This window comes from Acidimicrobiia bacterium, assembly GCA_036396535.1.
Lineage (GTDB): Bacteria > Actinomycetota > Acidimicrobiia > Spongiisociales > UBA5794 > DASWKR01.
Genome location: DASWKR010000014.1, coordinates 15,914 through 31,103, shown reverse-complemented (window position 1 = coordinate 31,103; position 15,190 = coordinate 15,914). Strand labels below are relative to the sequence as shown.

Here is a 15,190-nt window from a genome sequence, read left to right as displayed (position 1 = left end):
GACGAAGGCGACGGTCTCGAAAACCGTTGAACCGGTTTACCGGTTCCGTGGGTTCAAATCCCACTCCCTCCGCGCGAGAGGTTGCGAAGCAACCCGAGCGCCATCCTCCCCGCAAGCGGCAGCGCCGCGGGGGGATCGGCGCGCGGGCGGAGCCCCGAGCCGAGGGGGGTTACTGAGTCCCGCGACGTGGAATCGCCTCCCCCCTCAAGCACCCGAGCGCCATCCTCCACGCAAGCGGCAGCGCCGCGGGGGGATCGGCGAGCGGGCGCAGCCCCGAGCCGAGGGCGGCTACTCGAGTCCGCCGACCTGGAATCGCCTCTCCCCACGAGCACCCGAGCGCCATCCTCCCCGCAAGCGGCAGCGCCGCGGGGGGATCGGCCGCGTCGAGCGGGCGCAGCCCCGAAGCCACAGGTTGGTGCGGACACTGCGCGGGGTACCATGCGACATCCGTGCTAAGCGGGGCGTTAGGGGAGCCCTGTACCCGAAGTCCTCTACATGCGGGGCTGAATTCCCCGCCCGAGGGCGGGCTCCGATCGGAGAGCACCGGGACAGTCGATGTCGATGGCCGGGTCCTACGCGGCGAGGACACCTCGAACCGGGTCAGGTCCGGAAGGAAGCAGCCCTAAGGGGCGCGCCTCGGGTGCGAAGGGTCGCCCGGCCGGAGTCGCAGGACCGGACCGCAACGATCGGGAGGTCCACCCGACGGCGGGGTGCACGGATCTACTCCCCGACCTGGATCACGAGCGTCCTGGCAGCCTTGTCATGTATGCCCTGGTTGCGATCGTCGGCCAGCAGCCAGCCGTAGACGATCACCCCGGCGAGCGAGAGCAATCCCGGGAGGCTGCTCGCAACGAAGGGGACGACCCAGCGAACGACGGCCTGCCACATCGTCGGCGTCTCGCTGCTCTCCTCTCCGACGACCTTGGTTCGCACGAGCAACTTGCCGAGCGTTTGCCCTCGCCATCCCGTGAGGACGATGTAGTACGCGGCGGTGACGATGTTGGCGGCGAGGAGGAAGTCGCGCGGGAGGCCCCTCTCGATCACGTCTTCGAGGACGATGCCCCCCGTGAGCGGTATCAACGGGATCGTGAGGACGACGAGCACCCCGACGTCGACCATGAATCCCGAGAAACGGCGGGCCGCAGGGGCGATCGTCATGTCACCTCGCCTTGGTCAAGACGGCACCGTACACGAAGCCGAGCGGGCCCATTCGCCAGGTCGATTCGAGCGACAGCGGAGCCGAGGAGTACAGCTCCTCGGGTTGCGGCAGCTTGTCGAGGCTGCGATGGAGGTAGCGGTACTCGTCCCGCGCCCCGAACGCCAGCCCGACCGAGTTGAGGACGATCCCGGTTGCGGCGCGGTGGATCGCCCGTGCCAGAGGGCTTCGGGGCCGTCCCAGATCGACGATCCCGAGCTTCCCCCCGGAGCGCAGCACCCTGGCGACCTCCGACAGCGTCTCGCGTACCGAGTCGAGGTTGCGGATGACGTAGGCGGAGAACACGGCATCGAACGTGGCGTCGGCGAAAGGAAGGTGCTCTCCCACGCCGACGACCCGCCACGGGGAGTGGTTGAGGCCGAGCATCTCGGGGGCCGGATCGAGAGCGACCACCCGACGGCCACCGAAGATCGGCAGTGCGGCCCCCGTGCCCGCGCCCAGGTCGAGGAGCGTCCCGGCCGGGAGGTGTTCCACGACACGGCTGCGCCACGCCTGGTCCTGGCCGAGGGAGAGGATCCGGTTGATCCTGTCGTACTTGGCGGCGATGTCGGAGAAGACCGCTCCGTTGCTCACCCGCTCCTCAGCCGATCGTCTCGAACCCGACGTACGTCTGGAGCGCTTTGGGAACGTGGATGACGCCGTCGGCGTCCTGGTGGTTCTCCATGATTGCGATCAGCCAACGGCCGATCGCCACGGCGGTGCCGTTGAGAGTGTGGACGAGCTCGTTGCCCTTGTCGGCGCGATACCGGATCTTGAGGCGGCGTGACTGATAGTCCGTCGTGTTCGACGTCGACGTGATCTCTCGGTAGCGCTGCTGTCCCGGGAACCACGCCTCGATGTCGTACTTCTTGGCCGCCGACGAACCGAGGTCGCCGGCCGCCACGTTGACGACCCTATACGGGATCTCGAGCGCCTGGACGAGCTCCTCCTCCCGCGCGAGCAGCGAGTCGTGCTGCTCTCGGGAGTCTTCGGGGCGGCAGAAGACGAACATCTCGACCTTGTCGAACTGGTGCACCCGGAACATGCCCCTGGTGTCCTTGCCGTAGGTGCCCGCCTCGCGGCGGAAACACGTGGAGTACCCGACGTAGCGCACAGGCAGCGAGTCGGCGTCGAGGATCTCGTCGCCGTGGAGCGCGGCCAGCGACACCTCGGACGTGCCGACGAGGTACAGGTCGTCTGCTTCGACCGCATACACCTGCTCGCGATCACCCGGGAAGAAGCCGGTCCCGAACAAGGCGTGCTCCCGGACGAGGACGGGGGGCACGACCGGGACGAATCCATGGGGCTCGAGCATGTCGAAGGCGAGCTGCACCAAGCCGAACTCGAGGCGAACCAGCGGACCGAAGAGGTAGCCGAAGCGCGATCCTGAGACCTTGGCGGCCCGCTCGACGTCGATGAGGCCGAGCCGTTCGCCGAGCTCGAGGTGGTCGGGGATCGAGTCTCCTTGCCTGGCATCCCCCCATCGCCTGATCTCGACGGCGTCCTCCTCGGTGAGGCCGTCCGCCGCCGACGGGTCCACCAGGTTCGGCAGGGTCACCCAGCGTTCTTCGAACCGGGTGTCGAGCTCGTCCGCCTCGCCGAGCAGTGCCTTGTACTCCTCGGCGATCGAGGCGGCTCTCGTGATCGCCGACGCCTTCTCATCTCCGCCGAGTGACTGGATCTGCTTGCCGGCCTCCTTCTGGTCGGCGCGCAGCTCCTCGGCGCGGGCTCGCACCTCACGTCGCAGGCGGTCGAGATCGGCGAGCGACTCGAGGTCGGCGTCGAGGCCGCGGCGGCGTAGCGATGCGGCGAGGGCCTCAGGGTCGTTGCGGAGGAGGTTGACGTCGATCATCTGGCCATCATGCTATTGCGGCGGCGCCGTGGTCGGATGCGTGGCTACCGACCACTCGTCATCGCCTTTTCGACTGCCTCTTCCTCTTCGGGAGACAGCTGCTCGACCCCGTTGCGCCTCTCGACCCGCTTCGTGAAGAACAGCGTCTCGCTCCTCCCGACGAGGACGCTGAGGACGAGACCCGTGCCCTGGGCGTTCAGCAGCGCGATCGAGCGGGATTGGTTGCCCGAGATATCGCCGAAAGCATCGAATGCCACGACGCCCGTCCGGCACACTGTCGACGGGAGGAAGCGCTCGATCCGGTCGATCCTCGGTCCGAAGTCCTCGATGGCGCCCTCGATCGCAGACAGGTCGCGGTCGAGATCCTGGAGCGCTCCGATCACGTCCCCGTCCTTGGGGACGGCACTCACTCGGCGCCGGAGCGACACGACCTGCGCCCAGGCGACGACGGCTGCCAGAAGCGCCACCCCGGCGACGGCGAGAGCTGCGATGGTCATTCGGCCTCGTTCCTGACGAACAGCAATGAGAACTCGTTGTTCTCGAGGTCCGAATCCTCTTGGATCGCCGCCACGATGTGCAAGTCGTACAGCTCGCCGGCCAGCACGTCGAGATCGAGGAACTCGACGGTGCGCGCTTGCCCGGGAGAGATGGCGGCGATGAGCTGCTGCTCCTCGAACGGCTCGGCGCCTTCGGCCGCCGACGTCAGGGTGAGCGTCACCTCGATACCCTCCTCCGGCGAGTTGCCCTGGTTGGTGACGACGACGACGACCGAGAACGTGTCCGAGAGCGGGATGACGGGCACACCTGCCTGCTCACCGAGCGGCTCGGGCTGCGTCGTGGCCGTCAGGGCGATGTCGTGATCCTCCTGGAACTTGCGGATGAGTCGAAGCCGCTCTGCGATGACCGGAGCGTCGTAGAGGGAGGCTCGCGACGGTCCGACGAAAGCCACCTGTGGGTACTGGCGGGTGACCACCTCGGGATCGAGCTCGGCGAGCGTAGCGATGAACCCGCCGTACGCGGCGTCGCCGACGCGTAGCCATCCGAACGAGTCTGCCAGCAGCTGCTCGGCGGCCACGGTGTTCTCCTCGTCGTCGAGCACCCTGACGATGGCATTCTCGAGCATGCTCAACCCGTTCGACCACGCCTGGCTTGCGGTTGCCAGGAACCCGGCCACGGTTGCGCCCTGCCGGGATACCGTTGCCTCGCCGAGCTGTTCGGTCATGGCGGTGGCCTCCGACGAGATCGTCGAGATCCGCGTGAGCACGTCGGGTCGCTCGAGGTCGCCGATCGAGACGAACAGGTCCTCGAGTTGGGTCGTCAACTCGAGGTGGACCGCGGTCACGTCCGCGGCGACCGCCAGGTAGTCGATCGTCTCCCTCCTCTCGGTGCGGTAGCGCACTGCGAGGCTGAACAACCCGACGAGCGCCGCACCGATGAGGACGATCGACAGATTCCGCCGCCGCTTGGTCCGGCGGCTGTCCGGCAGCGTCGGAAGTGCCATATCTGAGGGCCTCGCATGACGGGACGCGAACCAACAACCAGCAGCCGTCGTGAGGTCGGGGCCCCACGTCGTGGGAGGACCGACCAGCGTTGTTCGACGGAACAGCCGCCGAAGTCGGCCCGGACAGCAACACTGTGTGGGCGAGGAGGGACTTGAACCCTCACGAGTGTTACCTCACAGGAACCTGAATCCTGCGCGTCTGCCAATTCCGCCACTCGCCCGGCAGGTGGAATGGTAACAAGGCGCGAAAGATGGCGTCCCGGCCCGCAGCCCGGCGCATCTCATACAATCGGGGGATGGGCATCGCGCGCCACCTCGAACGCAGGCTGGAGAGGCTCGTCGACGGCATGTCGGCGTCGCTGTTCCGCGGGACGATGCACCCCGTCGACCTGGCGAATCGACTCGTGAGACACGCCGATCTCAGCGCCACCGAGACTGTCGTCGGGCCGGCGATTCCCAACATCTACCGCGTGGCCGTCAATCCGGCGGACGTTCCCAACTCGTCGGCAGTCGAGGACCTGGAACGTGAGCTCACCGTGACCCTCGAGTCGACCGCCGCAGACAGGGGATGGCGGTTGGATGGGCCGGTCGGTATCACCCTCACGACCGACGAGGGTGTGCGGGCCGGCTCGATCGCCTGCCAGACGGAGAACCGGCCGGGCCCGGTCCACCCGTGGGCCCAGCTCATCGATCCCCGCATCGGCGCTCTCCTGCCGGTCGCGCCGAACCGGGCGTTGGTCGGACGCGCCGAGGAGTGCGACGTGGTGGTCGACGACTCGGCGGTCTCGCGGCACCACGCCGTCCTGTTTCGGGAAGGCGGCAAGGCTTGGCTCGCCGACCTCGGCTCCTCGAACGGATCGACCCTCAACGGGCTCGCAGTCCCCGATGCGGCGGTGATGCTCCACGCAGGCGACGCCGTGACGTTTGGACCGGCTACGTTCTCGTTCCGAGTGCTGTAGGAGGCTGCGATGAACGCTCCAACCGAGTCCCCGACGAGCGGGTAGGAGGCTTCGTGTGCCCGCGCTATTCCTCAACCTCCTGAAGATCCTGTTCGTAGCGTTCCTCTACCTGTTCCTCTGGCAGGTGGGGCGGTCGATAAGTGCCCACCTCGGACCGCAGACCGTGAAGCGGGGAACCATGCGGACGGCCGAGGTCGTTGTCGTACGGTCGGACACGCTCAGTGGCAAGCGATTCACGGTCGGGCCCGCAACCGTCATCGGGAGGAGCCCCGATGCCGACATCGTCATCGACGATCCGTACGCATCGGACTTCCACGTGCGGCTCGGTTTCCAAGACGGCGAGGTGATGGTGCACGATCTCGGCAGCACGAACGGGACATATGTGAACGGGCGCCGAGTGACGGTCCCGGCCACGCTCGGCAGGGGGGACTCCGTGCAGGTCGGCAAGACGATCCTCGAGGTTCGATGAACTACGCATGGGCGACCGCCACCGACGTTGGGCACGCCAGGGAGATCAACGAGGACTCCGTGTACCCGCTGACGGACGGCACGGGACCGGGCCCGCTGGCGGTGGCCGTCGCCGACGGCATGGGTGGAGCCGTCGCCGGTGAGGTCGCCAGCCGCATCGCCATCGAAGCGGTGGAGGGGGCTTCGTTGGATGGTTCCGCTCCCGTCGACGTGGTCGACGCCGCCAACCAGGCGGTCTTGAGCGCGGTGTCGGCCGAGCCGTCCCTCGCCGGGATGGGAACGACGCTGACGTTGGCTCTCGTCGCGGTCGACGGCGTCGTGACCATCGCCCATGTCGGGGACTCGCGGGCATACCTCCACCGGCTCGGCGAGTTGACTCAGATCACCCGAGACCACACCTTCGTCGAGGAGATGGTCGCTCGGGGCCACCTCAGCCCCACCCAGGCCGAGAGCCACCCCCGCCGCCATCTCCTCACGAGGGTGCTCGGCATGGACGACATGGAGATCGACACGTACGACCTGCGGCTCGAGCCGGGCGATCGCCTGCTGTTGTGCTCCGACGGGCTGACACTCATGCTCCCGGACAGCGCCATCGCCACCGCCCTCCAGAACGCAGGGGACGTCAACGAGGCCGCCTGGGCTCTCGTCGAAGCGGCCAACGCCGCAGGTGGGTACGACAACACGACGGTCGTCGTGGTCGAAGCGACGCCATGACTCGCAACGCCGAAGTGGCGTTGCTGCTGGCGGCGTCCGTGGTGGCCGCCACCGGTACCGCCCTCGTGAACTTCAGCAGCGGCGTCGGCCTCGACGCCCAGGTCGCCGTCACGTTCCTGTCGTTCGGCGCCGCCTTCGGCATGGTGCACGTGGCCTTGCGCCGGTGGGCGCCGACCGCCAACCCGCTCCTGTTCCCACTGGCCGCATTCCTGGCCGCCATCGGCATCACGGAGTTGTACCGGCTCGATCCGGTGCAGGGCGGGTACCAGCGCTGGTCGCTCATCGTTGCAGGAGCGGGAGCAGCCGCAGTGATCTTCCTCCTCCGTGAGGAGGGCGTCGTGGTGCTGCGTCGCTTCCGATACCTGTTCCTGGCGGCGTCCGTGCTCCTGCTGTTGCTGCCTCTGCTCCCCGACGCCTGGCCGATCCACGGCGCCACGGTGAACGGCTCCCGGCTGTGGGTCCGCCTCGACCTGCCGTTCGGCGAGGGCTCGTTGAGCTTCCAGCCGGGCGAGATCGCCAAACTCATGCTCACCGTGTTCCTGGCGTCGTATCTGGCGGACAGGCACGGCGCACTCGCCACGACCTCCAGGCGAGTCGCCGGCATCTCCCTCCCCGAGCCCCGTCAACTCGGCCCGATCATCATCGCCGCCGCCGCCGCATTCGGAGTGCTCGTGTACCAGCGCGATCTGGGTGCGTCCCTACTGCTCTTCGTGCTCTTCGTGGGGATGATGTTCCTGGCGACGGGCAAGGCGGCGTACCCGCTCGTCGGGCTGATCCTCGTGGTGGCAGGCGGGGTCTTCTCGTACCAGGTGTTCGACCACGTCCAGCGGCGAGTCACAGCGTGGCTGAATCCGTTCGGTGACTTCGCAGACACCGGGTTCCAGGTGGCGCAGGGCCTGTTCGCCCTCGGCAGCGGAAGCCTGACCGGCTCGGGGCTCGGCCTCGGCGAGCCCTACCGGATCCCGGCCGCCACGACCGACTTCGTCTTTGCAGCGGTTGCCGAGGAGATGGGGCTGGCAGGGTCGATCGCGGTGATCACCGGTTTCGCGCTGCTCGTGGCCGTCGGTTTCGGCATCGCGCTGCGCACCAGAGACGTCTTTCGCAAGTTCCTGGCGGCCGGCCTCACCCTCGTGCTCGGGGTCCAGGCCGTCCTCATCATCGGCGGGGTGCTCCGCCTCCTCCCCGTGACCGGGATCACGTTGCCGTTCATGTCATACGGCGGCTCCTCCCTGCTGGCGAACATGGTCCTGCTGGCGCTCGTCGCACGCATCTCGCACGGGGCGCGCGGATGAACGGGCCGATCCGCCAGGTGGCGCTCGCAGTGTTCGTCGCCTTCGCCCTCCTGGTCGCCTCGGCAACCTACGTCCAGGCGATCAGGGGACCGGAGTATCGCGACGACCCGAGAAACGCCCGCCTCATCGCCGGCAGGACGGGCCGTGAGAGGGGCACGGTGATCACGTTGGACGGCGTCGTCGTCGCCGAGTCCATCCCCAACCCGGACGACACGCGCTTGTTCACGAGGCGCTATCCGGAGGGCGACCTGTACGCCCACATCGTGGGCTACACGTCGCTCCTCTTCGGCACGACGGGACTGGAACGGGAGCGGTCGGGCGTCCTCGTCTCGAACCGCGATGCGACGATCTCCGGAGTGCTCAATGCGCTGCTCGGCGGCGACCTCAGGCCCCGGGGAATCCGGCTCACCATCGACGACTCTCTGCAGCGGATCGCAGCCGAGGCGCTCGGCGACCAGCGCGGTGCCGTCGTCGCCCTCGATCCGGACACGGGTGCGGTGCTCGCAATGGTGTCCCGGCCGGGATTCGACCCGAACCCGTTGCTCGGAACCGACGCCGGACCGGCAGGCGAGGCACTCGAGTCCGATCCTGCCAGGCCGCTGCTGAACCGCGCCATCGGGGCCACGTACGCACCGGGATCGACATTCAAGATCGTGACGGCGGCGGCCGCGCTCGAGAGCGGCTCGGTGAGTGCGGGATCGACGTTCCCCGACCCCGTGGCGCTCGAGCTGCCCGGGTCGACCGCCACCATCAGGAACTTCGATCGAGAGGTCTGCATCGACGGATCGCAGGTGACGCTCGAACAGGCCTTCATCCGGTCGTGCAACACCATCTTCGCGATGCTGGGGCTCCAACTCGGCGCCGATCCCATCGTGGGGGCCGCCGAGGCGCTCGGCTTCAACGACCGGCCGCAGTTCGACATGGAGGTGGTCGCGTCGGCCATTCCACCTGCTGACAGCTTCGAGAACGACCTCCCAGGGGTCGCCCAGAGCGCTATCGGCCAGCGCGACGTGCGGACGACGCCGCTCCAGATGGCGCTCCTCACGTCGGCGGTGGCGAACGGCGGCGAGATCATGACCGCCCACCTCGTTGCCGAGGTCTTCAACTCCGACGCCGAGATCGAGAGCACGACGGAGCCCGAGGTGTGGCGACGGGCGATGAGCCCGGCAACGGCAGAGGCGATCACCGACCTGATGGAGCGGGTCGTGACCTCGGGAACCGGTGGGCGGGCGGCCGTTCCCGGGGTACGGATCGCCGGCAAGACCGGCACCGCCCAGGTGCCCGACGCCTCGCCGCACGCATGGTTCGTCGGTTTCGGCCCGGTCGGGGCGGACGCGGGCACTCCGAGGATCGTCGTCGCGGTGCTCGTCGAGGCGGGTGGCGAGGCAGGCGAGGACGCCACCGGAGGGGCCGTGGCGGCGCCGATCGCCCGAGCCGTCTTCTCCGAGTTCTTCGGCGTCAGGTGAACCCGCCGCCGTCAACGGGAACCGACCGCTCACCGAGGAGCGTTGCAACCCTCGATCATGAGCAAATCGTCTCTACCATCGCGGCCCGTGACGGAACCCCGAACCCTCTCAGGCCGCTACCGCATCACGCGCCATCTCGCCCGCGGCGGCATGGCGGACGTCTTCGAAGCCGAGGACCTGTCGCTCGGGCGCAAGATCGCCGTCAAGGTGCTCCACGCCCAGTTCGCCTCCGACGAGGCCTTCGTATCCCGCTTCCGCAGAGAGGCCCAGGCGGCCGCCAGGCTCAGCCACCCGAACATCGTCTCCATATACGACTGGGGTGAGGACGGGGGCTCCTACTACATGGTGATGGAGCTCATCGAGGGGAGGACGTTGCGAGACATCCTCCGTTCGGAAGGCGCTCTCCTCCCACGGCGCGCCGCCGAGATCGCCGCCGAAGCGGCGGCGGCCCTAAGCGTCGCCCACCAGTCGGGCGTGTTCCACCGGGACATCAAGCCCGGGAACATCATGCTCACCCCGGACGGGGCCGTGAAGGTCACAGACTTCGGGATCGCCAGGGCGCTCGACGACTCGGAGGAACTGACCCGCACCGGCGCCGTGATCGGTACGGCGACCTACTTCTCGCCCGAACAGGCGCAAGGCTTCCCCGCCGACTCCAGGTCTGACGTGTACTCACTCGGCGTCGTCTTGTACGAGCTGCTCACCGGCCAGGCGCCCTTCACGGGCGACAGCCCGGTCGCGGTCGCTTATCAGCACGTCTCCGAGTTCGCTCCGGCGGCGAGCGGGATCAACTCGGACGTCCCGGCAGATCTCGAGATGATCGTCGAGCAGACGATGGAGAAGTCCCCGGCCGATCGCTATCAGACGGCCGAGGAGCTGCGGTCGGACCTGCTCCGCTACCTGCGGGGGGACGTTCCGGTGGCGGCGGTCGTCGAGGAGCCCCCGATCGTCGCCGCGCCCGTCGCCGCCGCAGGCACCCAGCTCATGACGCGGGCCCCGCAGAGCGTCCCCGCCGCGATCCCCTCGGGCGAGATCATCCACACCGGCGGCTACGACGGCACGCCACCCCAGCAGCGCAGCAACGCGCCGTATGTCGTCGCCATCGTCCTGCTGCTCGCCGCCCTCGTCGGCGGTCTCGTCATCCTCGCCCAGCTGCTCGCCGACGGCGACGATCCCGTCGAGCAGGTCACCGTTCCGAACCTCGAGGGGCGGGCCTTCCAGGACGCATTCGACGAGCTCCAGGCGCGCGACCTGAAGGTGCAGCAGCGCCGCGAGCCGAGCGAGACCGTCCCGGAGGACTTCGTGATCGCCACCGAGCCCGCCGCCGGCACCCAAGTCGATCCGGAGACGTTCGTCGTCGTCGTCATCTCGTCCGGTCCGGAGCAGTTCGGCATCCCCAACGTCATCGACGTCACCCTGGAGGATGCCATCGACCTGATCGAAGCGCAGGGCTTCGAGGTCGGCGAGATCGAGACGCGACTCGACGACACGGTCCCGGAGGGGATCGTCATCGACCAGACGCCGCGACCGGGGACCGAGGCGCCCCCTGGAACGGTGGTCGACATCGTCGTGTCGGAGGGACCCTTCGCCATCGAGATGCCGGACGTCACCAACCAGGCGCGCGACGCCGCCATCGAGGAATTGCGTAGGGCCGGCTTCGAGCCGGACGACATCCTCATCGAGGAGGAGTTCAGCGAAGAGGTTCTGCCGGGGTTCGTGGTGCGGACGGACCCGACCGCCGGGAGGCTCGTCCCAAGAGGCGAGTCGATCACCGTCTTCGTGTCGACTGGCCCAGAGCCATTCGCGGCGCCCAATCTCATCGGCTTGACCGAGGACGAAGCGCACGACGCCGCTGAGGAGCTGGGCCTGATCCTCGTCGTGTCGGACGACACGGTGGAGGTGTCGGCAGACAGCGGGCTCGACGGCCTCGTCGCCCAACAGAACCCGGAATCTGGGACCGAGGTCTCGGCGGGCAGCGAGATCACGGTGCGGCTCGGCGACGTGAGGCAGGTCACCGTGCCGAACCTGATCGGCCTCTCGCTCGAGGAGGCCGAGGCCGCCCTCGAGGACCGCGGGCTCGAGATCGAGCGTGTCGAGGATGTCGTCGTCGACCCCGACTCCGGCCTCGAGGGCCTCGTCGCCGAGCAGGACCCCGCCGTCGGCACGGACGTCGACGACGGCAGCACGGTCAGGGTGCGCATCGGTGTGGTCGAGGAGCCACCGGACGAGTGACCTTGGGTTCCGTCGCCGAGGACCGCAACGAAGCCCTGCTCGCCTGGTACGCCGTTCAGCGACGCCCCCTGCCATGGCGCTCCACCACCGACCCATACCCCATCCTCGTGGCCGAGGTCATGTCGCAGCAGACCCAGATCACACGGGTCGTCGCCCACTGGGAGCTGTTCATGGCAGCTTTCCCGACGGTCGGCGACCTGGCGGCGGCCCCGCTCGCCGACGTGCTCAGGGCGTGGAGCGGACTCGGCTACAACGCCAGGGCGAAGCGGCTGCAAGAGGCGGCTCGGATCGTCGTCTCGGAGGGGTGGCCCGCCGACGCCGAGGGGCTGGCGCGGCTCCCGGGCATCGGCGAGTACACGGGGCGGGCCGTGGCCGCCTTCGCCTACGGAGAGCGAGTCGCCGCCATCGACACCAACCTGCGGAGAGTCCTGAGCCGCTGGCACGGCGAGCGTCTCGACGGGGCGGCGCTCGAACGCGCCGCCGAGGAATCGATGGACGACGACGCCTCTCGCTGGAACCAGGCAGTCATGGACCTCGGTGCCGCCGTCTGCAGGCCGCGCGACCCGGCCTGCTCGTCGTGCCCGGTGGACGCCTGGTGCGCCGGGCCGGACGTGTACCAGCCGCCGAAGGCTCAAGCGCGCTTCGAGGGCTCGAAGCGCCAGGTCCGCGGCGCCGTCATCCGTCGACTCGCCATGGCCGAGTCGACGTTCGATCAGCTGGCCGGAGCGACCGGCTTCTCACCGGACGAGTTGGGGGAGGCACTCGACGGGTTGATCGCCGACGGACTCGTGGAGGAGTCGGACGAGGGGCGGCTGCGGCTGCCCGACTGAGGCCGGCGAGGTCAGGCCGGCTGGCCGAGGAAGTTCTTGAGAAGCGCCATTCCTTCGGTGGTCATGACGCTCTCCGGATGGAACTGGACACCCGAGATCGGGAGGCGCCTGTGCCGGATCCCCTGGACGACCCCGTCCTCGCTGTGGGCGCACACCTCCAAGTCCTCCGGCAGGTCGACCGAGGTCAGTGAGTGGTACCGGGTGGCGACGAACGGGTTGGCGAGCCCTGTGAAGACGCCCTTGCCGTCGTGGGTGATGTCCGACGTCTTGCCGTGGCGCGGCTCCGGGGCGAGGCCTACCCGGCCCCCGAAGGCGACCGCGATCGCCTGATGACCGAGGCACACCCCGAGCGTGGGCATCCGGGTGCCGAGCGTGCGAACGTACTCGACCGAGTACCCGGCGTCTTCCGGCCTTCCGGGGCCCGGTGATATCACGAGCCGGTCGTAGCCGGCCCCGATGGCGTCCGTTGGAGCGAGGGCATCGTTGCGCACGACGGTCGGATCGGCACCCAACTCGCCGAGATACTGCACGAGGTTGAACGTGAACGAGTCGTAGTTGTCGACGACCAGGACCTTCACGGCGTCCTCCGACCGGGGATTGGCGCTGCTTGCCGAGGATACCGTCGGCGTCCGTGGCCGCATCCCGTGGCGGCTTCTGGCGCCGGAGTGAGCGGCCACTACCCTACGGGCCCATGCCTGTGTCGAAAGGCCGCAAGAAGGCCAGCAAACGGCCAACGCCGCCGGCGAAGCCCGATCCGATCAAGGCGAAGGGCCCGTCGCCGACGTGGTACATCGTCCTCATGTTCGGGCTCATGGGCCTCGGCATCCTCGTCATCGTGACGAACTACATCGGGCTGCTCCCGGGAGGGACTTCGAACAAGTACCTGCTCGGGGGCCTGGCGGGGATCGCGGTCGGGTTCGCCATGACGCTCAACTTCCGCTGACGCTTCCGAAGCGGCGGAGTCCCGACGTGCTCGCCGATCTCGGGACGCCGGCGTTCGTGGGGATCGCAGCCGCAGTCGCCCCTTCACCTGAATCACAACTGTGTAGTTGTCCCCGGAGCTGTCCACACCTGGGGAAAACTACACGCGTGTTATTTCGACCATGTCCTCCCGGCAATGCCGGGGCGCTGCGGCCTCGCCCTCCTGGGCGTGGGTGACCGTCAGCCTGAGGCCGCACACGGTGCACCGGTAGTCGACGGCGACCTCGTGCACCTCCTCGGGGTCCGGCTCCTCGGGACCCGGCTTGGCGAGCTGCCTGATCACCCACAACGCGACGGAGAAGATGGCGACCCCCACCACGATCGCCGTCAGCGTCTCGATCATGCCGCCGAGAGGTTCTCGATGATCGTGGCGTTCGCCAGCCCGCCGCCTTCGCACATGGTCTGCAGACCGTACCGGCCGCCGGTCCGCTCCAGCTCGTTGAGCAGCGTCGCCAGCAGCTTGGTGCCGGAGGCCCCGAGCGGATGCCCGAGGGCCATGGCGCCGCCGTTGACATTGAGCTTCTCGTAGTCGGCGCCCGTTTCACGCAGCCACGCTGCCGTGACGGGAGCGAACGCCTCGTTCACCTCGTACAGGTCGATGTCATCGATCGTGAGCCCCGCTCTGTCGAGGATCTTCTGGGTCGCCGGGATCGGGCCGGTCAACATGAGAATCGGGTCGACACCGGCGAGCGCGAACGCCACGAACCGGGCGCGTGGCGTCAGACCGAGCGCGGCCGCCTTCTCCTCGCTCATGATGAGAGTCGCCGCCGCCCCGTCCGTGATCTGCGACGAATTGCCGGCGGTGATGACGCCGTCCGGTCTGAAAACAGGGTTGAGTGATGCGAGGCGCTCGATCGTGGTGTCGGCGCGGATCCCCTCGTCCCGGGAGAACATCTCGATGGTCCCGTCGGCGTTCCTCACCTCGACGGGCACGATCTCGTTCTCGAAGCGCCCCTCCGTCGTTGCCCGGTCGGCTCGCATGTGGGAGTTGTACGCCAACTCGTCGAGCTCGTCGCGGCCGATCTTCCACCTCTCGGCGATGAGCTCCGCCGAGATCCCCTGCGGCACCAACCCGTCCTCGTACCGGGCCATCATCGCGGGCCCGAAGGGCAGCCCCGGACCTTGCTGCATCGTGGTCCCGATCGGCACCCTCGTCATCGACTCGACCCCCGCGGCGACGGCGACGTCATACACCCCTGCCATGACACCTTGTGCGGCGAAGTGAACCGCCTGCTGGCTCGACCCGCACTGCCGGTCGATGGTCGTGCCGGGGACGATCTCCGGCCAGCCGGCGGCGAGGACGGCGTTGCGCCCCACGTTGGCCGCCTGCTCGCCGGTTTGCATGACGCACCCCATGATCACGTCGTCGACGAGGCCGGGGTCGAGGTCGTTGCGCTCCTGGAGGTGCTTCAGCACACCGGCTGCGAGGTCGACCGGGTGCCAGCCGGCCAGCTTGCCACCCCGCTTCCCCCCACCGGTCCTCACGGCATCGACGATGACGGCATTGGGCATTGCAGACTCCGTGTTGGCGACTCGGCCACGAGTCTACGAGCGACCGGCCAGGTGCGAGACGCCGCCCCCTCTCGTTCCGGCGTACCCCCATCGCTCATGTGCGACGCACGTACGCAGGAACGGTAAGGCCGATCCCCCCTGTCGTTCCGGCGTCCCCCCATCGCACATATGCGACGCAGGTACGCAAG

16 protein-coding genes, 1 tRNA gene and 1 other RNA gene are annotated in these 15,190 nt (G+C 68.4%); 9 read left to right on the top strand and 9 right to left on the bottom strand.

Translation table 11 applies throughout. From position 1 onward, the window contains the following. Nucleotides 1–447 precede the first annotated feature (447 nt). An RNA gene (gene ffs / locus VGC47_02105) (signal recognition particle sRNA large type) lies at nt 448–718 on the top strand. Nucleotides 719–720: 2 nt separating this feature from the next. Here the strand turns inward: ffs and VGC47_02100 are convergent. From VGC47_02100 to VGC47_02075, 6 genes are all read right to left on the bottom strand, one after another. After that, nucleotides 721–1,158: an RDD family protein gene (locus tag VGC47_02100; GenBank protein ID HEX9854083.1), complete on the bottom strand. Its 438-nt coding sequence runs from the start codon at nt 1,156–1,158 to the stop codon at nt 721–723. Nucleotide 1,159: 1 nt separating this feature from the next. Then, nucleotides 1,160–1,789 (bottom strand): class I SAM-dependent methyltransferase, encoded by a 630-nt coding sequence (locus VGC47_02095; protein HEX9854082.1) that lies wholly within the window; start codon nt 1,787–1,789, stop codon nt 1,160–1,162. Between the two features lie 7 nt (nt 1,790–1,796). After that, entirely contained in the window at nt 1,797–3,047 is a 1,251-nt protein-coding gene (gene serS / locus VGC47_02090; GenBank protein HEX9854081.1) for a serine--tRNA ligase, read from the bottom strand. Between the two features lie 44 nt (nt 3,048–3,091). Next, entirely contained in the window at nt 3,092–3,544 is a 453-nt protein-coding gene (locus tag VGC47_02085) for a DUF4446 family protein (GenBank protein ID HEX9854080.1), read from the bottom strand. Next, complete coding sequence (locus VGC47_02080) at nt 3,541–4,548, bottom strand: hypothetical protein (protein HEX9854079.1); 1,008 nt, start codon at nt 4,546–4,548, stop codon at nt 3,541–3,543. Before VGC47_02080 ends, VGC47_02085 begins: the two co-directional genes overlap by 4 nt. A 137-nt stretch (nt 4,549–4,685) precedes the next feature. Further along, nucleotides 4,686–4,769, bottom strand: a tRNA-Leu gene (locus tag VGC47_02075). Nucleotides 4,770–4,844: 75 nt separating this feature from the next. Here VGC47_02075 and VGC47_02070 point away from each other — a divergent pair. From VGC47_02070 to VGC47_02040, 7 genes are all read left to right on the top strand, one after another. After that, nucleotides 4,845–5,507 carry a DUF3662 and FHA domain-containing protein gene (locus tag VGC47_02070; protein HEX9854078.1) on the top strand — a complete coding sequence of 221 codons (663 nt, stop codon included), beginning with the start codon at nt 4,845–4,847 and terminating at the stop codon, nt 5,505–5,507. Between the two features lie 55 nt (nt 5,508–5,562). Then, nucleotides 5,563–5,976 carry an FHA domain-containing protein gene (locus tag VGC47_02065; GenBank protein HEX9854077.1) on the top strand — a complete coding sequence of 138 codons (414 nt, stop codon included), beginning with the start codon at nt 5,563–5,565 and terminating at the stop codon, nt 5,974–5,976. Beyond that, nucleotides 5,973–6,689, top strand: coding sequence for a PP2C family serine/threonine-protein phosphatase (locus tag VGC47_02060; protein HEX9854076.1), 717 nt, complete (start codon nt 5,973–5,975; stop codon nt 6,687–6,689). Before VGC47_02065 ends, VGC47_02060 begins: the two co-directional genes overlap by 4 nt. Beyond that, a complete protein-coding gene (locus tag VGC47_02055; GenBank protein ID HEX9854075.1) occupies nt 6,686–7,981 on the top strand; it encodes an FtsW/RodA/SpoVE family cell cycle protein in 1,296 nt (431 codons plus the stop codon). The genes VGC47_02060 and VGC47_02055 overlap by 4 nt, the downstream gene beginning before the upstream one ends. Then, nucleotides 7,978–9,447, top strand: a complete 1,470-nt coding sequence (locus tag VGC47_02050; protein HEX9854074.1) for a penicillin-binding transpeptidase domain-containing protein — start codon at nt 7,978–7,980, stop codon at nt 9,445–9,447. Before VGC47_02055 ends, VGC47_02050 begins: the two co-directional genes overlap by 4 nt. Nucleotides 9,448–9,534: 87 nt before the next feature. Then, on the top strand, nt 9,535–11,679 hold the full coding sequence (gene pknB / locus VGC47_02045) for a Stk1 family PASTA domain-containing Ser/Thr kinase (protein HEX9854073.1): 2,145 nt from the start codon (nt 9,535–9,537) through the stop codon (nt 11,677–11,679). After that, entirely contained in the window at nt 11,676–12,509 is an 834-nt protein-coding gene (locus VGC47_02040; GenBank protein ID HEX9854072.1) for an A/G-specific adenine glycosylase, read from the top strand. Before pknB ends, VGC47_02040 begins: the two co-directional genes overlap by 4 nt. Before the next feature lie 11 nt (nt 12,510–12,520). Here VGC47_02040 and VGC47_02035 read toward each other — a convergent pair whose 3' ends face one another. Further along, a complete protein-coding gene (locus tag VGC47_02035; GenBank protein ID HEX9854071.1) occupies nt 12,521–13,087 on the bottom strand; it encodes an aminodeoxychorismate/anthranilate synthase component II in 567 nt (188 codons plus the stop codon). A gap of 113 nt (nt 13,088–13,200) precedes the next feature. Between VGC47_02035 and VGC47_02030 the strand changes: the two genes are divergently transcribed. Further along, nucleotides 13,201–13,452, top strand: a complete 252-nt coding sequence (locus tag VGC47_02030) for a cell division protein CrgA (protein ID HEX9854070.1) — start codon at nt 13,201–13,203, stop codon at nt 13,450–13,452. Between the two features lie 138 nt (nt 13,453–13,590). Here the strand turns inward: VGC47_02030 and VGC47_02025 are convergent, their stop codons facing one another. Together VGC47_02025 and VGC47_02020 are read right to left on the bottom strand one after the other, a co-directional pair. Then, on the bottom strand, nt 13,591–13,833 hold the full coding sequence (locus VGC47_02025) for a hypothetical protein (protein HEX9854069.1): 243 nt from the start codon (nt 13,831–13,833) through the stop codon (nt 13,591–13,593). Further along, nucleotides 13,830–15,002 carry a thiolase family protein gene (locus VGC47_02020; protein ID HEX9854068.1) on the bottom strand — a complete coding sequence of 391 codons (1,173 nt, stop codon included), beginning with the start codon at nt 15,000–15,002 and terminating at the stop codon, nt 13,830–13,832. Before VGC47_02020 ends, VGC47_02025 begins: the two co-directional genes overlap by 4 nt. Nucleotides 15,003–15,190 lie beyond the last annotated feature (188 nt).